The sequence below is a fragment of the Streptomyces anulatus genome, assembly GCF_000721175.1.
GTDB lineage: Bacteria > Actinomycetota > Actinomycetes > Streptomycetales > Streptomycetaceae > Streptomyces > Streptomyces anulatus_C.
Window position 1 is genome coordinate 42096 of sequence record NZ_JOEZ01000030.1, and the last position, 23227, is coordinate 65322.

A 23227-nucleotide genomic window follows, 5' to 3' on the forward strand; every position below is an offset into this window, starting at 1 on the left:
TTCGCCCGCGTCAATGGGCCGCGAGCCCATGCCCGCGGAACTGGCCCCGTACCCGGTCCACCAGCGCCGGGTCGGGAATCGGCGTGTCACGCAGAGGAAAGGGGATGCCCAGTGCGTCGTACTTGGCGGCGCCGAGCTTGTGGAACGGAAGGACGTCGACCCGCTCCACGCAGCCCAGGCCGGAGAGGAACGCGGCAAGTCCGTCGACGGCGGACTCGTCGTCGGTCCAGCCGGGCACCAGGACGTACCTGATCCACACCCGCTTGCCCAGCCGGTCGAGACGGGTCGCGAAGCTGAGGGTGGGAGCGAGTGCGCCGCCGGTCAGCTTCTTGTAGGTGGTGATGTCGAACGACTTGATGTCGAGGAGCACCAGGTCGGTGTCGGCGAGGAGCTCGTCCGAGGCCCGGGCCCCCAGGAGTCCGGAGGTGTCGAGGGCTGTGTGCAGGCCGGCCTCCTTGCAGCGGCGCAGGAGCGCTCCGGTGAAGGCCGACTGGAGCAGGGGTTCACCACCCGTGACGGTGATCCCGCCCCCGGCCGTGGTGATGAAGCCCCGGTACTTGCCGATCTCCGCCATCAGCTCGTCGACGGTGGCCTCCCGCCCGTCGCGCATGTGCCAGGTGTCGGGATTGGCGCAGTACAGGCAGCGCAGCGGGCAACCGCTCACGAAGAGCACGAACCGGGTCCCGGGACCGTCCACGCCGGTGGACAGGTCCCAGGAGTGGATCCGGCCTGTCATCAGGGTGCTCACAGCGCTCCGTGGAAGGTGCGGCTGATCACGTCGAGCTGCTGCTCGCGGGTCAGACGGACGAAGTTCACCGCATAGCCGGAGACTCTGATGGTCAGCTCGGGGTACTTCTCCGGGTGCTCCATGGCGTCCTCCAGCACGGCCCGGTTCAGCACGTTGACGTTCATGTGGAAGCCGCCCGCGGAGACGTAGGCGTCGAGGATGCCGACCAGGTGACCGGCGCGTTCCCCGGGGACGTGCCCCAGCCCCTCCGGGGTGATCGTGGTGGTCAGGGAGATGCCGTCCCGTGCGGCGTCGTAGGGCAGTTTGGCCACCGAGAGGGCGGAGGCGGCCACTCCGTGCTTGTCACGGCCGTTCATCGGGTTGGCGCCGGGAGCGAAGGGCTGTCCGGCGCGCCGGCCGTCAGGGGTGTTACCGGTGTGCTTGCCGTACACGACGTTGGAGGTGATGGTCAGCACGGACTGGGTGTGCTCCGCGTCGCGGTAGGCGGGGTGCTCGCGCACCTTCGCCATGAACGACTCCACCAGGTCGACGGCGATGCTGTCGGCACGGTCGTCGTTGTTGCCGTACGCAGGGAACTCCCCTTCGGTACGGAAGTCGACGGCCAGCCCCGTCCGGTCGCGGAAGACCTTGACACGAGCGTGCTTGACGGCGGACAGGCTGTCCACGGCGACCGACAGGCCGGCGATGCCGCAGGCCATGAAGCGGTGGACGGGGTAGTCGTGCAGCGCCATCTCGATGCGCTCGTAGGCGTATTTGTCGTGCATGTAGTGGATGACGTTGAGCGCGTCCACGTACGTCTGCGCGAGCCAGTCCAGGACGCGGTCGTACGCGGCCGACAGCTCGTCGTAGTCGAGGTACTCACCGGTCAGCGGCGGCATCTCGGGGGTGATCTGGTCGCCGGTCATCTCGTCCTGGCCGCCGTTGACGGCGTACAGCAGTGCCTTGGCGAGGTTGACGCGGGCTCCGAAGAACTGCATCTGCCTGCCCACCGCCATGGCGGAGACGCAGCAGGCGATCGCGGTGTCGTCGCCGGTGCGTCTCCGCATCAGGTCGTCCGACTCGTACTGGACGGCGCTGGTGTCGATGGACGCCTGTGCGCAGAACTTCTTGAAGCCGTCCGGAAGTCGCGGCGACCAGAGCACGGTCAGGTTCGGTTCCGGGGCGGGGCCGAGGTTGTAGAGGGTCTGCAGGAAACGGAAGGAGGTTCGAGTGACCAGCGGGCGGCCGTCGGCACCGATGCCGCCGATGGACTCCGTCACCCAGGTCGGGTCGCCGGAGAACAGCGCGTCGTACTCGGGGGTGCGCAGGAAACGGACGATGCGCAGCTTGATGACGAAGTCGTCGATCAGTTCCTGGGCGCGCGTCTCGTCGAGGAGTCCGCCGTCCAGGTCGCGCTGGAGGTAGACGTCCAGGAAGGTGGAGGTCCGGCCGAGCGACATCGCCGCGCCGTTCTGCTCCTTCACAGCGGCCAGGTAGCCGAGGTAGAGCCACTGCACGGCCTCGTGCGCGGTAGCCGCAGGACGGCTGACGTCACAGCCGTACGTCGCCGCCATCGCCGTCAGCTCGCCCAGCGCCCGGACCTGTTCGGCGAGTTCCTCCCGGTCGCGGATGACGTCCGCGGTGGACGGCCTGCCGTCGAGGCCGGCGCGTTCGGCACGCTTGGCCTCGATGAGCCGGTCGGTACCGTAGAGGGCGACGCGCCGGTAGTCGCCGATGATCCGGCCGCGGCCGTAGGCGTCCGGCAGTCCGGTGATGATGCCGACCTTGCGGGCGGCGCGCATCGCCGGGGTGTAGGCGTCGAAGACGCCGGCGTTGTGGGTCTTGCGGTAGGTGTCGAACACCCTCGTCACGAAGGGGTCCGGCTCGTAGCCGTACGCCTTCAGCCCGTTCTCCACCATGCGCAGGCCGCCGTTGGGCATGATCGCCCGCTTCAGCGGGGCGTCGGTCTGCAGGCCGACGATCAGCTCCCGGTCGCGGTCGATCCAGCCGGGGGCGTGCGAGGTGATGGTGGAGGGGGTGGTGGTGTCCACATCGAGGACGCCCCTGCGCCGTTCCTCGGGGAACAGCGCGCTGACCTTCCCCCATACCGCCCGTGTGCGGTCCGTGGCACCGGTCAGGAAGGCAGCGTCGCCCTCGTAGGGCGTGTAGTTGGCCTGGATGAAGTCGCGCACGTCGATGCGCTCACGCCACCCGCTCCCCGTGAACTGTCGCCAGGCGTCGGCGGTCCGGGGGGCGGCTGTCACCGTCGCGGTCATCGCAGGTCCTCTCGTCGGACTGTCTCGTCACTGCCGATGCTCGTCGTGCGGGCCGGTGGCGGGCAGTGCCGGTCAGGGCACCGGGCGGGTCCCGTGCGGCCCCGGCCGGCGGGACGTTCGGCCTCCCACGGACGGACACCGGGCGCGGTGCGGCGAGTCGGCCGGCGGCAGTGTTCGCTCCGGAGCCGCATGGCCCCCCCGGCGCCCGGTGGCAGGGGCCGGACGGGCGTGCCAGGTCTGTGCTCCACGGATCGACGGGGCCGCTGCGGCGGCTGGCGGAGCGACTCCCTCGTGGCCGCCTCCAGCAGGGCTTGGGCGCGCCCGCTGCCCACTCCTCCCTTCTCCGTCGCGGCCGCCGGTCAGGTGGTGGGCAGGGCGGTGGCGAGGAGGACCACGCCGAGTGAGCCGACGAGGGAGACGGTCGCCAGGGCGCGGGCCAGGTCGGCGCGGCCCCTGGCATGCGCGATGCCGTGGCAGGCCGCGGCGAGCATCACCACCGCGAAGAGGGCGAGTTTGGTCGCCAGGGTCCGGCCGTAGCCGGGCTCGGCGAGGGAGGCCCAGGTGACTCCCTTGTGCCAGGCCATGGCCCAGCCGGTGGCCAGCTGGACGGGCAGGAACACCGCCCCGGTCAGCATGCCGAACCTGCGGCCGGCCGCGGCGGTGAAGCTGTCCTTGGCCTCCGGGGCGAGCAGACGGCGGGCGAGCGGCAGGACGACGAGGGAGAGGGCGAGTTGGCCGCCGACCCACAGAGCGGCACCGGCCACATGCGCGAACCGTACGAAGGACCACCAGCCGACGGTGTCCACTACTCGCTCACCTCCACCATGCCGTGCGCGCCTGCTTCGGCGCGCCGCATGTCGTGGTCGACGAAGGCGTAGTGGCCGGCCTCGGGGAACGTCGTCTCGACGAAGCCCCCCTGCGCCGGAGCCAGGTCCAGGACCTGCGCGCCACCCGGCTGACCGGGTTTCAGGAGATGGGCCCCTTCCTTGTACACGGTGTCGAACACGGTGCCGACGATATGGAAGGCGACGCCGTCGCTGGGTCCCGCGGCGACCACCCAGAACCGGGCCCGCTCACCGGCCTTCACCTTCAGGGGCTGCTGGGCGTACTGGTTGGCGATGCCGTTGAACGCCCATGCGTCCGGGGTGTTCCGCCGCATCTTCGTCACCTGGGCGGTGCTGCCGGGCGTGCCGAGGTAGAGCGCGGAGGAGACCAGCAGGTACTCGTGGTCCACCTTCGCCAGGCCGGGCGGGTCGATGACGACGGCGCCGTACATGCCGTTGCCGATGTGCTGGAGCATCGGTGTGGTGCTGCAGTGGTACAACCACGCTCCGGCCTTCTCGGCCCGGAAGCGGTAGACGAGCCGTTCGCCCGGGTCGAGGGTGCGCATGGGCTTGTCGGGGGCGAGGGCGCCGGCGTGGAAGTCGATGCCGTGGCCCATGCCGGTGTCGTCGTTAACGAGAGTGATCTCGAAGACGTCGCCGACCTTGCCGCGCAGCGTGGGGCCGGGTGCGGTGCCTCCGAAGGTCCACATCTGCTGCCTCGTGCCCGGAGCCACTTCGACCGTGGTGTGCGCGGCGCGCAGTTCGACCTTGTGGACCGTCCCGCCGGGCGCGGGTGCCAGGTCGGCGTCGCGGGCGTGCCAGCCGGTGGAGAAGTCCGCGGAGAGGTCCGGGCCGGCGTTGTCCGCGGCCGATGCGTGTCCCTCGTGTCCGCCGCTGTCCTTGGCCGTGTCGTGCCCCTTGACGACGATGTCCATCGTCATCCCGGCCGCCTTGTGACCAGGCAGGGTGCACCACGCCTCGCGGTTCCCGGTGACCGGGCCGATGTCCAGCACGCGGGTGTCGCCCTTGGCGAGCATCGGGGTGGCAGGGCCGTCCTGCACCTTGAGGTCGTGACGCTGGGCGTCGTCGTTGGTGATCCTCAGCCGCAGGACGGTGCCTGCCGCGATCTCGATCCGGGCGGGGTGGATACGCATGGCGGCGAGGGTGACGTCGACCGTGCGGGTCGCGGTGGTGGCGCCTCCTCCCGTCGCGGAGGCGACCGCAGGGTTGTCGGTGTCCCCGCCGCTGTTGGCCACGAGCACGGCCAGGACGATCAGGACGGCGCCCGCGGCCGTGCCCCACACGGCGGGACGCTGTGACGCGCTGTCCGTGCCCGCGTTCCGCGACCGTGCCAGGCCGCTGCGGACGAGGACGGCCACCGCCGGGACCAGGAACGCGGCGCCGGCCAGTACGGCCAGCAGCATGCCGGCTGTCACGGCCGGACCGGGCAGCGGTAGCGCCGCCAGCGCGACACCGGCGTTGAGCGCCACCAGCCGGGTCGGCCAGCCTCGCTCCAGCACCGCCCGTTCGGCCGCCCGGTCCCTGGGGCCGCTGCTGAGGACGACCGGCAGCAGATAGGTCAGCGCGCCGATCAGGATCTGCGCGACGAAACCGATCAGCAACACCGGGAGCAGGCGGTCGATACCGGTCTGTGCGGCCGCGAGCGGCCGGACGACCAGCCAGGCCAGATCCGTCACCACCACGATGAGCAGCCAGCAGGTGGCCGCGGCGAGCGTCCAGGCCGCCGCTGCGGAGACGGCCCGGTTGCCGCGTACGGTGCGGGCCAGGAGGTTGACGGTGAGCGCAGCTCCCTCGACGTAGAGAGCGAGGCCGGCAGCGGCGGGCCAGCGCCATCCGAGTGCCAGAGCTACGACCGCCACCAGCAGTCCGCCGCCGGTGAGCCACAGCACCCACCGCGACACCTTCGTGGTGCGGTCCTTCATCCGTACGCCCAGCACGGTCGGCCACAGCATGAACAGCGTGCCCAGGACGGGCAGACCGATCCAGCCGAGCAGGGTGACGTGGATGTGGGCCAGGCGCAGCCCGGCGTACCGGTCGGGCCCGCCTGCACCGCCGGCGGCCAGCAACCCGCCGAGGACGACACCCGCGATCAGGGCCGCCGTGGCCACCCGGTAGTAGGCGACGATCGGCTTGAGCCGCCCTCCGAGCGCACCTCGCCCGAGGCGGATCAGCATCACCAGATGTGCGACGGCGGCGGCGGCCAGCAGCGTGGCGAAGACCGCGGTCAGCGCCGGCGACGCGGTCCACATCCCGACGATCAGCCCGGCCACGGCGAGGTTGGCGGTCCCGAGCCGGGCGGCACTCCATCGTGCGTCGGGGACCTTGGCGTGCAGCAGGGCGACGGCGAAGTGCTCGCTCCAGATCAGGATGGCCGTGGTGACGGCGCCGAGCAGGAACATGTGCACGGCCAGCCACTGGGCCACCGGCAGCGTCCCCTGCGCCGCGACCGCGAGCAGGGCGGCTGCCAGCCATGCCACGACCAGGACGTGGGCGCGCAGATGCCGGGCCTTCACACCGGAGGCCCTGAACCTGTTCGGGTACGTACCGGGCTCACCCCCGTTCCCGTTCCCGGTCCCGGTGGGCGGCCGGGCCTCGATGCCGGTCATGCCGCTCCTTGACGTCGGGGCGAACCCTCGTCGGTGTTCGTGTTCGATGTGCTGCCGGCCGCGTGTCCACGGACCGGCCGGCCCTCGGTGCCGCTACCGCCGGACAGCAGCGCGGCCAGTTCCCGCTGGTGCGGGAAGGAGCCGGGGACGTATCCGCACCACGGCTCCTCGGCATACGGGTCACCGGTGAGGCCGTACGCCCTGGACCGCGAGCCGCCGCAGACCCGGCGGAACTCGCACGCTCCGCAGCGGCCACCCAGCCGGTCGGGGTTCCGCAGCCCGGTGAACAGCTCCGAGGTGCGGTAGATCTCCGTCAACGGCGTCTCGCGCACGCTTCCGGCGCCCAGCGGCAGGAACCCGCTCGGGTGCACGGTGCCGGTGTGCGAGACGAAGACGAAGCCCCGGCCCGCGTTGACGTCCAGGGGCGGTCGCCGCACCCGGCGTGCTCCGGCGTCCAGGCCCAGTTCGGCGGCCCGCTCGCGCAACTCCCGGTACAGCGGGCCCAGTCCGAGCACCGCCACGTGGTCCTCGCCGGCGGCGGCGAGGACGCGCCGTTGCAGGGAGACCCGGCGGAAGTGGTGGGCCTCCGTGGTCTTGGCGGGCACGGCCAGGCCGACGTCGTGGACGAAGTTCAGGACGTCCTCCACCTCGGCGGAGGTCAGCGCCCCGAGGCCGCGTCCGCGGCCCGTGGGAACCAGGAAGAAGGCGCTCCACAGCGTCGCGCCGTGTTCCGTGACGATACGGACGACGTCCGGGAGGTCATGCAGGTTGTGCGGGGCGACCGTGGTGTTGATCTGCACCTTCATGCCCAGGGCGCGCGCCGCGTCCCAGGCGTCCAGGGTCCAGCGGAACACCCCGGGCACCCCGCGGAAGCCGTCGTGCAGCGCGGCGGTGGAGCCGTCCAGGCTGAGCGAGAGGCCGACCGCACCGGCCGCGTGCAGGTCACGCAGCCGTTCGGCGGTGAGTGTCGGGGTGCCGGACGGAGACACCGCCATGCGGACGCCGACCTCCCGGCCGTACGCGACGAGCTCGTTCAGGTCGGGTCGCTGGAACGGGTCGCCGCCGGTGATGACGAACAGCGGAGCCGGCTGCCCGAAGGCGGCCACCTGGTCCAGCAGGTCCTTCGCGGCGGCGGTGTCCAGCTCGCGCGGATCGCGGTCGGGCACGGCCTCGGCGCGGCAGTGCAGGCAGGCAAGCGGGCAGGCCCGGGTCGATTCCCAGATGACGATGAAGGGCCGTTCGCCCGCGTCGTGGCGCTGGTGGCGGATGGCCTGGGCGGCGCTCATCGTCCGGCCCTTCCCCGCGGCACGGGGCTGTGTCCGGCCGCCCTGGAGTCGGGGCGGCCGAGCCGGGCGGCCGGACGGTGACCGGGCCTGACCGTGCGCGGCGGCCGTCGCCGGCGGCGGTGGAATCGGCCTCCAGGGCGGTCTGCGTCGTCGTGCACGGTTCCTTCTTTCCTCTGTGCTGCGGGGAAGACGGTGCGGGCACGCTGGTCGGGCAACGTCGGCGCGCCGTCAGGAGACGGGAACGGCTTCCGGTCAGCGGTGGCTGAGCCTCAGCCGCCAGACGTCGGGGCCGCGTTCCAGGTACTCCACCGAGAACGTGCCAGGGCTGCGCTGCTCGATCTGTGCGAGCAGTGGCAGGGGGTCGTGCGGGGCGGCCAGCACCATGGCGGTGCCCGTCGGGACGGCGTCGAGCGCACCGAAGACCGTCGCGTGGCGCAGGGCGTGCGGCACCTCCCGCACGTCCAGTTCGGGTTCGGCCGCCTCCTCCGCGTCACCGCAGCCGCAGACTCCCCCGCAACCGCCGGCCTCCGGTCCTTCCTCGGTGTTCTGAGCCCCTTCGGTGCCCGTGGCGGGCACCTCCCTCGCGAGCCGGCGGTGCGTGTCCGCGAGCAGCTCGGCCAGGGAGACCTCGGGCGTGATGGCGAGCAGGGGCAGAACCAGGCCGTTCTCCTTGGCCACGTGCTCCTCGAAGAGCACCTGCAGGGCCCTGGCGTCGGCCGCCGCGCCCGCCGGGCCGGATGCGTTGCGCAGGGCGTCGACGAGTGCGGTGAGGCAACGGTGTTCGCTGATCAGGCCCTCGATGAGCAGGCGGGCCTCGGGCATGCCGTGGGCCACGGGGTAGAGCACGGCCTCCTCGGCCGCGGCGTGCGTCAGCAGCGAGCGGTCGCAGAAGGTGACGAGACCGGCGTGGATCTTCTCGGCGGCGCTCGGGTCGCGGTCCACTGCGGTGAGCAGCATCTTGACGCGTCCGGCCAGTTCTCCGGCCAGCCGGGCGTGGTGTGCCTCGGCAGCTTCGAGAGCCGTGGCGTCCTCGGGGTCCGAGGCGAGGGTGAGCACGCTCATGGTCGTGTCTCCAGCAGGTCGGGCCGGCACGGCCGGCCGATGCGGGTGGGCTGGCATTCCGGTACCGACTCGCGGCGCGGATGCCGCGTCCGGCCGCAGAGAGCGGCCGGACGCCCGACCGGACCGGTGCCCACCGGCCGTACGCGCCGCACCCGCGGCAGCCGGGGACGAAGAATCCGGCCGCCCGACAAGCACGGAAGGCGGTGGCGCAGACGGGCATCTGCGGTTCGGTTCGGTCATTGGCCAGCATGCACGCCGGGCACCGTGGGCTCCCTCGCCGACCGGACCCCGCACGGCGCCATTGGTCCCTGTTACGGCCGGCCGGATGGGGCCGGAAGGCCATCCGGCAGGGACCGCCAGCCCAGGCGCACCCATGCCCGCGGCCCATAGCGTTCCCTGTCATGGAGAACGATCAGAACGCACGGCGCAAGGCGTCGCCCACCGGAGAGGGCTGGCCGCTGGCGGCCCGCAGACTGCTGACACGCCGCGAGGTGTCGGCCGACGGCCGGGCAGTGTTCGGCGAAGGCGACCCGAAGTGGGAGAGTTTCTACCGGGACCGGTGGGCCCACGACAAGGTGGTGCGTTCCACGCACGGGGTCAACTGCACCGGGTCCTGTTCATGGATGGTGTACGTCAAGGACGGCATCATCACGTGGGAGCACCAGGCCACCGACTACCCGTCCATCGGCACGGACTGCCCCGAGTACGAGCCCCGCGGCTGCCCGCGCGGGGCGTCGTTCTCCTGGTACACCTACTCGCCCAGCAGGGTCCGCTACCCGTACGTGCGCGGCGCGCTGCTGAAGCTGTGGCGTGAGGCCCGCAAGCGCCTCGGTGACCCGGTGGCGGCCTGGGCCGAGATCACCGGCGACCCGGCCAAGGCCCGTGCGTACAAGCGGGCCCGCGGCAAGGGCGGCCTGGTGCGCGCCGACTGGGAGGAGGTCAGCGAGCTGATCGCCGCCGCCCAGGTGCACACCGTCAAGGAGTACGGCCCCGACCGCGTCGCCGGCTTCTCGCCGATCCCCGCGATGTCCATGGCGTCGTTCGCGGCCGGGGCGCGGTTCCACTCGCTGATCGGCGGCACCCTGCTGTCCTTCTACGACTGGTACGCCGACCTGCCGATCGCCTCGCCGCAGGTCTTCGGCGACCAGACCGACGTGCCGGAGGCCGCGGACTGGTGGAACGCCGGCTATCTGATCATGTGGGGCTCCAACATCCCCGTGACCCGCACGCCGGACGCGCACTTCCTCACCGAGACCCGCTACAACGGCACCAAGGTCGTCGCGGTCAGCCCCGACTACGCCGACAACGTCAAGCACGCCGACGAGTGGGTGGCCCCGCACCCCGGCACCGACGGGGCGCTGGCGATGGCCATGGGCCACGTGATCCTGCGCGAGTTCCTCGTCGACCGCGAGGTCCCCTACTTCCAGGACTACATGCGGAAGTTCACCGACGCTCCGTTCCTGGTGACCCTGCGCGAGCACGAGCACGGTCTCGTCCCCGACGGGTTCCTGACGGCGGCCGACCTGGGACACGAGGGGGAGAACGCCCACTCCAAGACCGTTCTCCTCGACTCGGCCACCGGCGAACCGGTCGTGCCGAACGGCTCGCTCGGCTTCCGCTGGGGGGAGGCGGGCGAGGGCCGCTGGAACCTCGACCTCGGCGAGGTGATACCCGAACTGACGCTGCTGGAACGGGCGGAGGAGACGGCCGAGGTGGCACTGCCCCGTTTCGACGAGGGCGCCACCGAGGGTGGCTCCACCATGCTGCGCGGGGTGCCGGTGCGCCGGGTCGCGGGGCGAACGGTCACCACGGTCTTCGACCTGATGCTGGCCCAGTACGGCGTCGCACGCCCCGGACTTCCGGGCAGCTGGCCCACCGGGTACGACGACGCGAGCCAGCCGTACACACCTGCCTGGCAGGAGACGATCACCTCGGTCCCGGCGGTGCAGGCGGCCCGGATCGGCCGGGAGTTCGCCCGCAACGCGGAGCGCACCCAAGGCCGTTCGATGATCGCGATGGGTGCGGGCACCAACCACTGGTTCCACTCCGACACCATCTACCGGGCGTTCCTGGCACTGACGACGATGACGGGCTGTCAGGGCGTCAACGGTGGGGGCTGGGCGCACTACGTCGGGCAGGAGAAGGTGCGCCCGGTCACCGGGCAGCAGCACCTGTCGTTCGCCTTCGACTGGCAGCGGCCCACTCGGCACATGGCGGGCACGTCGTACTGGTACCTCAACTCCGACCAGTGGCGCTACGAGGCGTTCGGGCCCGATGAGCTGGCCTCGCCGCTCGGCAGCGGCCGCTTCAAGGGCAAGGCGTTCGCGGACACTCTCGCGCAGGCCGTGCGGCTGGGCTGGACGCCCGGCCACCCCGGTTTCAACCGCAACCCCCTCGATGTGACGGACGAGGCAGCCGCCGCGGGCCGGCCGGTCGCCGAGCACGTCGTCGACGAACTCAAGTCCGGCAGGCTGCGGTTCGCTGTCGAGGACCCGGACGACCCGGCGAACTTCCCCCGCGTGCTGACCGTGTGGCGGGCCAACCTGCTGGGCTCCTCCGGCAAGGGCAACGAGTACTTCCTGCGGCACCTGCTGGGCACCGACGCAGCCGTACGCTCCGAGGAGACCCCGCCCGAGGGGCGCCCGAAGGACGTGGTGTGGCGGGAGGAGGCCCCCGAGGGCAAGCTCGACCTGCTGGTCACGATGGACTTCCGGATGACCTCCACCGGTCTGCTCTCCGACGTCGTCCTGCCGGCCGCGACCTGGTACGAGAAGGACGACCTGTCCAGCACGGACATGCACCCCTTCGTGCACGCCTTCACCCCGGCCATCGCCCCGCCCTGGCAGGCCCGCACCGACTACGACACCTTCCTGACCATGGCCGACAAGTTCAGCGAGCTGGCCGCCGAGCACCTGGGCACCCGTACCGACGTCATCGCCGTGCCGCTGCTGCACGACACCCCCGACGAACTCGCGCAGCCCGGCGGGACCGTACGGGACTGGAAGAGCGGCGAGTGCGAGCCGGTCCCCGGGCGCACCATGCCGAAGCTCGTCGTCATCGAACGGGACTACGCGGCCGTGGCGCAGAAGATGCGCGCCATCGGCCCGCTGCTGGACACCCTGGGCACCACCACCAAGGGCGTCACCGTCCACCCGGACCAGGAGATCGACGAGCTGCGGCGTCACAACGGCGCCGTCAGGGACGGGATCGCCGCCGGACGGCCCTCCCTCGCCACCGCCTCCGACATGTGCGAGGCGATCCTCGCCCTGTCCGGCACCACCAACGGGCGCCTGGCCACCGAGGGCTTCCGGGAGCTGGAGCGGCAGACCGGAAGCGAGGGCCTGGTGGAACTGGCCTCCGAACGCGAGGCCGAGCGCATCACGTTCGCCGACACCCGCACCCAACCGCGCGGGGTCATCACCTCGTACGAATGGTCGGGCTCGGAGACGGGCGGGCGCCGCTACTCGCCGTTCGTCATCAACACCGAGCACAAGAAGCCCTGGCACACGCTCACCGGACGCCAGCACTTCTTCGTCCAGCACGACTGGATAGCCGAACTGGGCGAGCAACTTCCCGTCTACCGGCCTCCCTTGAACTCGCCACGGCACTACGGCGACGAGCACCTGCACGACGACGGGCGCGCCGAGGTCACCGTCCGCTACCTGACCCCGCACTCCAAGTGGTCCATCCACTCGAACTACCAGGACAACAAGTACATGCTCGACCTGTCCCGCGGTGGCCCGACGATCTGGATGTCCACCGCCGACGCCGAGAAGACCGGCGTCAAGGACAACGAGTGGATCGAGGCGTACAACCGCAACGGCGTCGTCGCCGCCCGCGCCGTGGTCACCCACCGCATGCCCGAGGGCACCGTCTACATGCACCACGCCCAGGACCGCAATGTGAACGTTCCGAAGACCGAGGTCAGCGGCAAGCGGGGCGGCATCCACAACTCGCTCACCCGCCTCCTGCTCAAGCCCACGCATCTCGCGGGCGGCTACGCCCAGTTCACCTACGCCTTCAACTACTACGGCCCTACCGGCAACCAGCGCGACGAGGTCACCGTCATCCGCCGCCGCAGCCAGCAAGTGGAGTACTGACATGCGCGTCATGGCACAGATCGCAATGGTGATGAACCTCGACAAGTGCATCGGCTGCCACACCTGCTCGGTCACCTGCAAGCAGACGTGGACCAACCGCACGGGTGTCGAGTACGCCTGGTTCAACAACGTCGAGACCAAGCCCGGTGTCGGCTACCCGCGCCGCTACGAGGACCAGGAGCACTGGAAGGGCGGCTGGATGCTCGACAGGCGCGGGCGTCTCGTCCTGCGCTCCGGGGGGAGGGTCAAGCGGCTCCTCTCGCTGTTCTCCAACCCCGACCTGCCGTCCATCGAGGACTACTACGAGCCGGTCACCTACGACTACGACAACCTCGTCAACGCCCCGGCGGGCAAGGACATGCCCGTGGCCCGCCCCCGTTCCGTCCTCACCGGCGAGCCCACCGCCATCACCTGGGGCGCGAACTGGGAGGACGGCCTCGGCGGGGCTCCCGAGAACGCCGGCGGCGACCCGAACCTGACCGGCGAGTGGGCGGAGAAGGTGAAGTTCGAGTTCGAGCAGACCTTCCTCTTCCACCTGCCGCGTCTGTGCGAACACTGCCTCAACCCGGCCTGTGTGTCGGCCTGTCCGTCCGGGGCCATGTACAAGCGGGTCGAGGACGGCATCGTCCTGGTCGACCAGGACAAGTGCCGCGGGTGGCGGATGTGCGTGACGGCGTGCCCGTACAAGAAGGTGTACGTCAACCACGTCACCGGCAAGGCCGAGAAGTGCACCTTCTGCTTCCCGCGCATCGAGGCCGGCCAGCCCACCGTCTGCTCCGAGACCTGCGTCGGACGGCTGCGCTACCTCGGCCTGCTGCTCTACGACGCCGACCGGGTCGGCGAGGCCGCCTCCACTCCCGACGAGAAGGACCTCCTCGACGCCCAGCGCGGGGTCTTCCTCGACCCGCGCGACCCCGACGTGATCGCGGCGGCACGGGAAGCCGGGATCCCCGAGGACTGGCTGGACGCGGCCCGCCGCTCCCCGGTGTACGACCTCGTCATGCGGTACAGGGTCGCGCTGCCGCTCCACCCGGAATACCGCACCCTGCCCATGGTCTGGTACGTACCGCCGCTCTCCCCCGTCCTGGACGCCGTCGACGCCGCGGGCGGAAACCAGGACGACCCCGACCACGTCTTCGCCGCCGTCACCCGGCTGCGCATCCCGCTGGAGTACCTGGCGGAGCTGTTCAGCGCCGGGGACGCCGACGTGGTCGCCGGAGTGCTGATGAAACTCACCGCCCTGCGCTCCTACATGCGCGAGCGCACCCTCGGCGAGGACGGCGACGAAGCCGTGCTCAAGGCGGTCGGCCTCACCGCCCAGGAGGCCACCGACCTGCACCGCCTGCTCGCCATCGCCAAGTACGAGGACCGCTACGTCGTCCCCGCCGCCCACAAGGAAGACGCCGCCGCGCTGACCGCCATGGAGGAACGCTGCCCCGTCGAATCCTCCGGCGAGCCCGCGGAGGCCGGTGGCCGACGGGTGATGCTCGGCATCCCCACCCTGCGCCGCAAGACCACCGGAGGACACGCGTGAGCCCGCTTCCCGCAAGCGTTCCCGCCCTCGTCCGCACCCGCATCCGGGCGGCCGTTCGCCGTCCGGCCCGGCTCACGCCCCAGGAGACGGAGGAGCGCGCCCTGCTGCTGCGGCTCTGCTCGCTGCTGCTGCAGTATCCGGACGAGGAACTCACCGCCTCCGCAGCGGGGTTGGCGGCCACCATCGAGGCGCTGCCGCCCTCGCCCGCCGCCGATCACCTGGCCGGCTTCACCACCTGGCTCACGGGCCAGGAGACGGACGCCCTCGAGCGGCACTACGTCGAGACGTTCGACCTGCGCCGCAGGAGCAGCCTCTACCTCACCTACTACCTGCACGGCGACACCCGCCGCCGCGGCATGGCCCTGCTCACCCTGAGCCAGCGCTACCGCGCCACCGGCTGGGAGATCGAAGGGGGTGAACTGCCCGACCACCTCCCGGTCGTGCTGGAGTTCGCCGCTCTGATGGGCCCGGGCGGCGGCGAAGCACCGCTGCGCCAGCACCGGCGGGGGCTGGAGCTGATCCACCGGGCGCTGGCCGACGCCGGATCGCCGTACCAACACGTCATGAGCGCGCTGCTCACCCTGCTGCCGCCGCCCACCGACGCGGACCGCGCGGCCGTGGCCCAGCTCGTCGCCGAGGGACCGCCGGACGAGGAAGTCGGCCTCGATCCCTACGGGAATTACGGGGAGGGGGAGTTCGCCCCTCCGGGCACCTTCGTGCCGCCGATGGCCGCTCCGCCGACCCGTGTGCCGCCCGCCGATCCGACCACCACCCGCATGGAAGGCACCCGATGAACGCCGTATCCCTCTCCCCGTCGGCCGCAGGTGCGGTGAGCGGCACCGACCTCCTGCTGTGGGTCGCCGTCCCCTACGTCTGCCTCGCGGTGTTCGTCGTCGGGCACGTCTGGCGCTACCGCCAGGACCAGTTCGGGTGGACCACCCACACCAGCCAGCTCCTCGAACACCGCTGGCTGCGCTGGGGCAGCCCGCTGTTCCACCTCGGTGCCTTCATGGTGATCGCCGGCCATGTCGTGGGACTCGCCATTCCCGACTCGTGGACCGAGGCCGTCGGCATCTCCGAGCACGCCTACCACACCACCGCCGTCTGGGCGGGCTCGGTGGCGGGCGTCGCCATGGTCGCCGGGCTCGGCATGCTGTGCGCCCGCCGGCTGCTCAACCGCACGGTCCGCCTCGGCACCGACCGCAGCGACAAGCTCCTCTTCCCCCTGCTGTCGGCGACCGTCGTGCTCGGCATCACCGCGACCGCCGCCCACAACGTCTTCGGCGCCGGCTACGACTACCGCTCCACCGTCTCCGTCTGGTTCCGCGGCCTGTTCGTCCTCCAGCCGCAGCCCGAGGCGATCGTCGGGGCGCCGCTGCTGTTCCAACTGCACGCCCTGACCGCCTTCCTCCTCTTCGCCGCCTGGCCGTTCACCCGGCTGGTGCACGTGTGGAGCGCCCCGATCGGGTACCTCGCCCGGCCCTATCTCGTCTACCGCAGGCGGGCCGCACCGGCAGCGGCCCCGGGCCGGCGGCGGTCGGCCTCCGGCTCCCGGTGAGCGGCGTGGAGCACGGGCCCGCGCTCGCCCCGGACGCCGCGACCGGCCGGCGCACAGGCTCGATCGGAGCGAGCCGCCGAACGGGCCTGATCATGCTCCTGACCGGGATCGTCGGCTGGCTCGCTTCCTTCCAGCTCACCGTGGACGACTGGCACCTCCTCAAGGACCCGTCCTACCGGCCGCCCTGCAACATCAGCCCGGTCGTGAGCTGCGGCAGTGTCATGTCCAGCCCGCAGGGCAGCCTGTTCGGCTTCCCCAACATGCTGCTCGGACTGGGTGCCTTCGCCGCCGTGGCCGCCCTCGGCGTGGCCGTGCTCTCCGGGGCGCGCCTGCACCGGCGGCTCTGGCTCTCACTGAACGCCGGGGCGCTGGTGGCGGTGGTGTTCGTCCACTGGCTGATCTGGCAGTCGCTCTACGAGCTGAACAAGCTGTGCCCGTACTGCGCCGCGGTCTGGGTCGTGAGCATCGCCCTGTTCTGGTACCTGACCCTGCACTGCGTGGAGTGGGGCATCGTCCCCGTGCCCCGTGGTGTGTCGGCGGTCGTGCGGGACACGCACTGGATGCTCCTCGGCGCCTGGTACGCGGCCATCGCGCTGCTGGTCCTCACGCGTTTCTGGCCCTACTGGCGTGGCCTGTTGTGACCGGCCGCGCAGCCACGGACCGCGCCATCCGGAGCTCCACTCGGACCAGGACCCCGCGTCGTCCGCAGTCGGCGTGTTCTGCCGGGGGGCGTGGATGCCTCGCGTCGGCAGCAGCCGCTGTTCCGGTTCCTGAGGGCCACGGATTCTCGTGAGGTGGGCCCGCGGGGTGCGGAGCGACCATCGCGGTGATGTGCTGTGTGCACCGATCCGCTCACCGGGTACCTGGCGGGTGGAGGCCGCGTTTCGGTCTGAGTGAGGAGGAGGCGTGGCATTGCGACATGTCGATGAGGAGATGGTGGTCACCTTGGTGGCCGGGGCCACGGCGGCGCCCTCCATGCACAACGCGCAGCCGTGGCGCTTCCGCTTCCTGACCGGCGAGCGTCTCCTGCTGCTGTACGCCGATGACGAGCGGGCCATGCCGCGCTCCGATCCCGGCAACCGGGCGCTGCACATCGGCTGTGGGGCTGCGCTGTTCAATCTGCGTGTCGCCGCCGCGCACGCGGGCCTCGCCCCGGACGTCCGGTTGCTGCCCGAGCCGCAGGACCCGCTGCTGCTCGCCGCCGTCCATCTGGCCGAGCAGGCCGGGCGCGAGCGGGACGATGCCCTGGCGCGGCTGCACGCGGGGATCCGGCAGAGGCACACCAGCCGGCACCCCTTCGCGGAGACGGACATTCCCGAAGATGTGCGGACCATGCTGCGGGACGCCGCCGCGCGCGAGTCCGCCGCCCTGCACTTCCCCGGCCCCTGGCATGCCGAGACGGTGCTCGACCTGGTCAGCGACGCGGAGAGCCGGGACGCCATGGACCCCGGCGCCCGCGAGGACCTCATCCGCTGGACCCGGCTCGGGCCGGAAGCGGACACGGCCGTCGACGGAGTCCCCGAGTACGCCTTCGGGCCACGCAAACGGGACGGCAGAGCCCCCGTACGGGACTTCGCCGGACGTCGGCCGGTGGCCGACCGTGGCAGCACCACCTTCGAGTTCACCCCGCACCTGGCCTTGCTGAGCACCTCCGGGGACGGCCCTGAGGACTGGCTGCACGCAGGGCAGGCACTGGAACGGGTGCTGCTGGAGGCCACCCTGGCCGAGCTGGTGACCTCTCCGACCTCCCACGCGCTGGAGACCGCAGAGCTGCGGCTGCTGGTCCGCGACCCGGGATCGGGCGTGGGGCAGGTGCAGATGGTGCTGCGTATCGGCTACGGCCCGAGAGGCCCGGCCACCCCCCGCCGCCCGGTGAAGGACGTTCTGCACATCATGTGACCGGGCCGCGCCGACGTGTGAAGTCTCTCGCGCGTCAGGCGCCGGCGGCGGCCGCCACGGCGAACCGGGCGCGCCCGCACGGCCCGTTCCGGCCGAGGAGCGGGTAGCGCCTCAGCGGTCGCGCGGCCCCGGCCGGCGGGTCCGTTCTCGGGCGCCCGGATGCACCCGAGCCGGTCGGCCCCGCGGAGAAGGCCGATCGGCCCATCTGGTCCGGTACCCGGACCGCCAGGATGGTGAGCACAGTTCCCCTGCACACCACCTTGTCGAGGAGACCCATGCTTTCGCCCGATTCGGCCGCCGTCGTCCGCGCAACCCTGCCCGCCGTCGGCGGAGCCCTGGACGAGATCACGACCCGGTTCTACGGCACCATGTTCGCCGAGCAGCCCGAACTGCTGGACGGGCTGTTCAACCGTGGCAACCAGGCCAGCGGTGGTCAGCGCCGTGCTCTCGCCGGTTCCATCGCCGCCTTCGCTCAGGCGCTGCTCGCCGATCCCGAGGCGAGGCCGGATGCGCTGCTGTCCCGGATAGCCCACAAGCATGCCGCGCTCGGTGTGACCGAGGACCAGTACACGATCGTCCACAAGTACCTCTTCCGTGCCATCGCGGAGGTGCTCGGCGAAGCGGTCACGCCGCAGGTGGCCGCCGCCTGGGACGAGGTGTACTGGCTCATGGCCGGCGCCCTGATCGCCCAGGAGGCCCGTCTCTATCAGGAGGCGCAGGTCGACCCCCGTCACCCGTGGCGGCAGTGGACGGTGGTGGAACGGCGCGAGGAGACCCCCGACGTGGTGTCCTTCCTGCTGCGCCCGGCCGACGAGGATCCCGTGCCGCCCGCCCGCGCCGGCCAGTACGTCAGCGTCAGGGTGCAGATGCCCGACGGCATACACCAGGTGCGCCAGTACAGCCTGTCGGGCGCCCCCGGCGACCAGCTGCGCCGTGTCACCGTGAAACGGGTGGCGAGCCTGTCCGACGCACCCGAGGGCGAGGTGTCCAACCAGTTGCACCGCACCGTCGGGGCCGGTGACGAACTCACCCTGTCCGCTCCGTTCGGCGATGTGGTCCTCGACGAGGCCGACAGCTCTCTGCTGCTGATCTCGGCCGGCATCGGCTGCACCCCGATGGTCGGCATGCTCGAACACCTCGTGGCGACCGGAGCCACCCGCCCGGTCACGGTGCTGCACGCCGACCGTTCTCCGGCAGACCATGCCCTGCTCTCCGACACCCACCGCCTGGTCGGCCGCCTGCCCGCCGCCCGGGCAGAGTTCTGGTACGAGCAGAACGCTGCCGCCGAGCCCGGCGCCCACTCCGGTCTGATGGACCTCAAGGGGCTCGACCTGTCCGCCGACGCAGATGTCTACCTCTGCGGCACACTGCCCTTCATGCGGGCCGTCAGGGCACAGCTGCTCCAGTCGGGTGTCCCGGCGCGCCACATCCGCTACGAGGTCTTCGGCCCCGACCTGTGGCTGGCCCACACGGAAGGCTGAGCTCAGGCGGTGCGGCGGACGTAGGGCCGGCGACCTGGTCTGCGGCGGAGGCTGGGCGGGCCGCCCTGACGGCGGTGAGGAGCGAGCCCGTCGCCGCCGACCACCGGTAGCTGCCTGACGAGCGGCCTGCGGAGGTCCACGCGGCCCGGAAGATCGTCCCGTCGGCGCGCGAGCGGTGTATGTACGAGGCTTCTCATGGGCGCGCCTTCGGTCCGCACTCGGCCTTGCTCCGGGTTGTGCTCGTCGGTCCCGCCCTGCCCCTGGTCAGGCGGACCACGGTTTGGGGCCGTCCGGCGGGTGGGGAGGGGCCGCCCAACCCTCCCGTGAGCGGGCGTGGTGCCGCAGGGTGGGTGACACGCGAGAGCTTGTGAAGGAGAGTCGCCATGAGGACCCGGGAAGTCGATGCCACAGCCGTCCAGACCCTGCTGGCCGCGGCGGTCGCCGCGCCGTCGATCCACAACACGCAGCCCTGGCGGTTCGGCCTGGACGCGGACAACGGGTCGGTCGAGGTCCGTGCCGCCGCCGGGCGGCGGCTACCGATGACCGATCCCGACCTGCGTGCCCGCCACCTCTCCGTGGGCGCGGCCGTCTTCAATCTCCGGGTGGCCGCGGCGCACCTGGGCTGGGAGCCCGTCGTCCGGCTGCTGCCCGACGCAGACGATCCCGAGCTGCTGGCCATCGTGCACCTGGCCGGGGCCGGCGAGGACGGGCCCCCGTCCTTGCGGCCGCTGTACGAGGCCGTCGAACGGCGTCACAGCAGCCGGATGCCCTTCACCGGCCGCCCCGTGCCCGAGGCGATCGTGACGGAGATGATCGCCGCGGCGCGCACGCAGGGCGCGCGCCTTGAGGTCCCCGACATCGTAGGGACCAGGCGTCTGCTGCGGTTGACCCGGACGGGCGAGGTCCGCAACGCTTCCCACCCCGGCCGCACGGCGGAGGCGCACGGCTGCCTCACCGCCCCGGGACTCGACTCCGGGTACGGCGTCCCCGTCACCGCGGTGGGAGCCCTGGACGCGTCCGGCCGGATACCGATGCGGGACTTCACCGGTCGGCTGCCCGTGCCGCGTCTTCCCGCCCTGCACTTCGAACGCCACGCGCAGGTGGCACTGTTGTGGACGGCGCGGGACCGGCGTGAGGACTGGCTGCGGGCGGGCCAGGCGCTGCAACACGTGCTGCTCACGGCGACCTCGTACGGGGTACGCACCTCGATACTGCACCAGGCGATGGAATGGACGGATCTGCGGGCGGCGGTGAGCGGTTCGCAGCAGCGGTGCCCGCAGCTGCTGATCCGGTTCGGATACGGCCCCGAGGGCGGCCGCACCCCGCGCGCGGCCGCGTACGCCGCGTCGTCCCCAACGCCCGGGCCGGCGGTTTCCGGTGGGAGGACCGCCCTACCCGGTTGACCGTGTCCGGTCGGCACTGCCGACCGGAGAGGCATTCGGAAACGCCCGCGGCGTCCGCCTCATCCGGTGGTGCGGGTGCCCGTGATCCTGCGACCCGTGACCAACTCGGACTCGATGCGCACAAAGACCCCGTCACGTACGGGCATCCAGGAATGCGGGCCGGACTGCGAGAGCCGTTCGTGCTCGGCGGGCTCGGTCACCACGCCGGCCCGGCCGGTGACGACCACGCTCCAGCCCGACCGGGTCGCCGCGCTGAACTCGTCCGCCTCGAAAGCGACCACGGCACCATCAATGGCGTGCACGAGGTCGGAGACCGCAGAGGTGTACAGCAGAACGGAGTCGTCCTCGTCCAGGAAGAAGTTGACCGGGAGGACCGCGGGCAGTGCCTGCCGGGTGTACACGACCCGGCCGAGCGGCACTTTGGCCAGCAGACGAATGCATTCCAGCCGGTCGAGAATGCGAATGGCGTCGTTCTCGAGCATCCCACCATCCTCCGTGTCGCGGCGTTACGCCGGGTAGGGCCGGTCGGCCCTATCTGCGGATCCCGGCAGCAGACGGGCCGCAGCCGCCGCTCGGACCGATTCGTGTGAGCGATCCGGGGCACGGATTCGAAAGGGCCGGCCGGATTCGATGGAGGACCGTCAGCCTCGCGGCAGGGCCCCTTGGCCCATGCCGCCCCGGCGTCCCGAGGGCGACAGTGGCTGAGCAGTCGCCGATCCGCGGGCAGAAGGCCTGCGGATCATCTGCTACTCCATGTAGCGGAACCAGATAAAAGGGAAGAGGCGGACAGCATGGTCCAGGCTTCGATGACCGACAGCAACAGGACGGCTTCGGGTGCGCCGATGCCCGGCCGAGCCTGGCTGATGCTGGCCCTGGCCACCGTCGGTTTCGCCGTCAACTTCTGGGCCTGGGCGCTGCTCAGCCCGCTCGGCCCCCGGTTCAAGGACGGTCTCGACCTGTCATCGTTCGAGCAGTCGCTGCTGGTGGCGGTGCCGGTCGTCGTCGGTTCTCTGGGCCGGATCCCGGTCGGCGCACTGACCGACCGGTTCGGCGGACGGGTCATGTTCCCGATCGTGTCGGCGGCCACCATCGTGCCGGTGCTCTACCTCGGCCTGGCCGGACACTCCTCCCTCGCCGCCCTGCTCATCGGCGGGTTCTTCCTCGGTATCGGCGGCACCGCCTTCGCTGTCGGCGTTCCGCTCGTCAACGCCTGGTTCCCGCCCGAGCGGCGCGGTCTTGCCATCGGAGTTTTCGGCGCGGGTATGGGCGGCACCGCCATCAGCGCCCTGACCACGGTGAAGCTGGTCGACGCCAACAGCATGTCCACGCCGTTCCTGATCACCGCGGCGGTTCTCGCGGTGTACGCCGCGGCCGCCGCTCTCCTGCTCCGTGACGCGCCCGGCCGGACCGTGCCGACCGAGTCGCCGGCACGCCGCCTGGCCGCCACCGTCCGGCTGCCCATCACCTGGCAGGCGTCCGCACTGTATGCGGTTGCGTTCGGCGGCTACGTAGCCTTCTCCGTCTACCTGCCGACCTACCTCAAGACCGGCTACGGCCTCGCCCAGGCCGACGCGGCGAACCGCATGGCCGGGTTCGTTCTCCTCGCGGTGGCGATGCGCCCGTTCGGTGGCTGGCTGTCCGACCGCGTCGGCCCGGTCCGAGTGCTGGCCGGCTCGCTGGCCACGGTCGTGGCCGGTGCCGTCGCGCAGGCGTTCACCCCCGCCCTGGCGCCCGTGGGCACCATCGCCTTCCTGGCCATGGCCGCCGCACTCGGCGCGGGCAGCGGGGCGACCTTCGCCCTGGTGGCCCTGCGCACCCCGGCCGACCAGGTCGGCTCGGTGACCGGAGTGGTGGGCGCCGCGGGCGGACTGGGCGGGTTCCTGCCGCCGCTGGTGATGGGGTCGCTGTACGGGGCGTTCGAGTCGTACGCGATAGGCCTTGTCCTGCTCGCGATCGTGTCCGCCGGGGCTCTGGCCTTCACCCTTACCGCCGTCCGCGCCTCGTCCGCTGGCGGTGAGGGGAAGTCACGCGCCGGCCGGCGGCGCGAGCCCCGCGCGGCCGGCCGGACCGCCTGAGGACAGGCGGCCCAGACCGGCAGAAGCGAACGACAGCGAGCGGAGAAGAGCGGGCCGTCGCTCGTCGTCCGGCTACTTCGCCGTTGTGGACGCCGAAGGCGCGCCCGGAGGCCGGCCGGGCCGCTTCGGAGGCGAGCGGGCAGCAGGCGACACACGGGCTCCTCGGCCCAGTTGCCAGGGCCGAGGAGCCCCTCCCCACCAGGACCGGCCGCCCCTGGTACGTGGCTGGGGAGCGCGGCAACCTTGGGACGTGGCAGAACGGTCACAGGCAGTGGAGCACCGGACCGCCAGGCACTTCGGTGCCCGTGAGACCTCCGCCACCATGCGGGCACTCCACGACCGGTACCGAACGTGCTCACCACGGCGGCGCCCGTC

Annotated in this window: 16 protein-coding genes; 9 read left to right on the top strand and 7 right to left on the bottom strand. The window is 71.6% G+C overall.

The genetic code is table 11. The features are described from left to right. Positions 1-10: 10 nt before the first annotated feature. The 6 genes from pflA to IG90_RS0129555 all read right to left on the bottom strand — a co-directional run bounded on the left by pflA (position 11) and on the right by IG90_RS0129555 (position 8802). Positions 11-736 (bottom strand): pyruvate formate-lyase-activating protein, encoded by a 726-nt coding sequence (pflA, locus tag IG90_RS0129530; protein ID WP_030591103.1) that lies wholly within the window; start codon positions 734-736, stop codon positions 11-13. Between the two features lie 8 nt (positions 737-744). Beyond that, positions 745-3003 (bottom strand): formate C-acetyltransferase, encoded by a 2259-nt coding sequence (gene pflB / locus IG90_RS0129535; protein ID WP_030591106.1) that lies wholly within the window; start codon positions 3001-3003, stop codon positions 745-747. Positions 3004-3362: 359 nt separating this feature from the next. Next, a complete protein-coding gene (locus IG90_RS0129540; RefSeq protein ID WP_030591110.1) occupies positions 3363-3809 on the bottom strand; it encodes a hypothetical protein in 447 nt (148 codons plus the stop codon). Beyond that, positions 3809-6454, bottom strand: a complete 2646-nt coding sequence (locus tag IG90_RS0129545) for a multicopper oxidase domain-containing protein (RefSeq protein ID WP_051860311.1) — start codon at positions 6452-6454, stop codon at positions 3809-3811. The genes IG90_RS0129540 and IG90_RS0129545 overlap by 1 nt, the downstream gene beginning before the upstream one ends. Continuing rightward, on the bottom strand, positions 6451-7740 hold the full coding sequence (locus IG90_RS0129550) for a TIGR04053 family radical SAM/SPASM domain-containing protein (protein WP_078585459.1): 1290 nt from the start codon (positions 7738-7740) through the stop codon (positions 6451-6453). Before IG90_RS0129550 ends, IG90_RS0129545 begins: the two co-directional genes overlap by 4 nt. A 252-nt stretch (positions 7741-7992) precedes the next feature. After that, positions 7993-8802, bottom strand: a complete 810-nt coding sequence (locus IG90_RS0129555) for a DUF2249 domain-containing protein (protein ID WP_030591117.1) — start codon at positions 8800-8802, stop codon at positions 7993-7995. Between the two features lie 401 nt (positions 8803-9203). Between IG90_RS0129555 and IG90_RS0129560 the strand changes: the two genes are divergently transcribed. From IG90_RS0129560 to IG90_RS0129600, 8 genes are all read left to right on the top strand, one after another. After that, positions 9204-12902, top strand: coding sequence for a nitrate reductase subunit alpha (locus IG90_RS0129560; protein WP_030591119.1), 3699 nt, complete (start codon positions 9204-9206; stop codon positions 12900-12902). 1 nt (position 12903) lies between these two features. After that, positions 12904-14436, top strand: coding sequence for a nitrate reductase subunit beta (narH, locus tag IG90_RS0129565; protein WP_030591121.1), 1533 nt, complete (start codon positions 12904-12906; stop codon positions 14434-14436). Beyond that, a complete protein-coding gene (narJ, locus tag IG90_RS0129570; protein WP_030591123.1) occupies positions 14433-15230 on the top strand; it encodes a nitrate reductase molybdenum cofactor assembly chaperone in 798 nt (265 codons plus the stop codon). The genes narH and narJ overlap by 4 nt, the downstream gene beginning before the upstream one ends. Then, positions 15227-15994 carry a respiratory nitrate reductase subunit gamma gene (narI, locus tag IG90_RS0129575; RefSeq protein WP_030591124.1) on the top strand — a complete coding sequence of 256 codons (768 nt, stop codon included), beginning with the start codon at positions 15227-15229 and terminating at the stop codon, positions 15992-15994. The genes narJ and narI overlap by 4 nt, the downstream gene beginning before the upstream one ends. Before the next feature lie 5 nt (positions 15995-15999). Continuing rightward, the gene (locus tag IG90_RS0129580) at positions 16000-16635 is read left to right on the top strand and encodes a vitamin K epoxide reductase family protein (RefSeq protein WP_030591125.1); all 636 of its coding nucleotides are present in this window, start codon (positions 16000-16002) and stop codon (positions 16633-16635) included. A gap of 292 nt (positions 16636-16927) precedes the next feature. Next, on the top strand, positions 16928-17893 hold the full coding sequence (locus tag IG90_RS0129585) for an Acg family FMN-binding oxidoreductase (protein ID WP_033894760.1): 966 nt from the start codon (positions 16928-16930) through the stop codon (positions 17891-17893). Between the two features lie 275 nt (positions 17894-18168). Then, the gene (locus IG90_RS0129595; protein WP_030591130.1) at positions 18169-19374 is read left to right on the top strand and encodes a globin domain-containing protein; all 1206 of its coding nucleotides are present in this window, start codon (positions 18169-18171) and stop codon (positions 19372-19374) included. 383 nt (positions 19375-19757) lie between these two features. Further along, positions 19758-20777 carry an Acg family FMN-binding oxidoreductase gene (locus IG90_RS0129600; RefSeq protein ID WP_033894762.1) on the top strand — a complete coding sequence of 340 codons (1020 nt, stop codon included), beginning with the start codon at positions 19758-19760 and terminating at the stop codon, positions 20775-20777. Positions 20778-20836: 59 nt separating this feature from the next. Here IG90_RS0129600 and IG90_RS0129605 read toward each other — a convergent pair whose 3' ends face one another. Next, positions 20837-21259, bottom strand: coding sequence for a pyridoxamine 5'-phosphate oxidase family protein (locus IG90_RS0129605; RefSeq protein ID WP_030591135.1), 423 nt, complete (start codon positions 21257-21259; stop codon positions 20837-20839). Between the two features lie 324 nt (positions 21260-21583). On the opposite strand from IG90_RS0129605, the gene IG90_RS0129610 reads away from it, so the two are divergent. After that, the gene (locus IG90_RS0129610) at positions 21584-22852 is read left to right on the top strand and encodes an MFS transporter (RefSeq protein WP_106972997.1); all 1269 of its coding nucleotides are present in this window, start codon (positions 21584-21586) and stop codon (positions 22850-22852) included. The last annotated feature ends 375 nt before the right edge of the window (positions 22853-23227 follow it).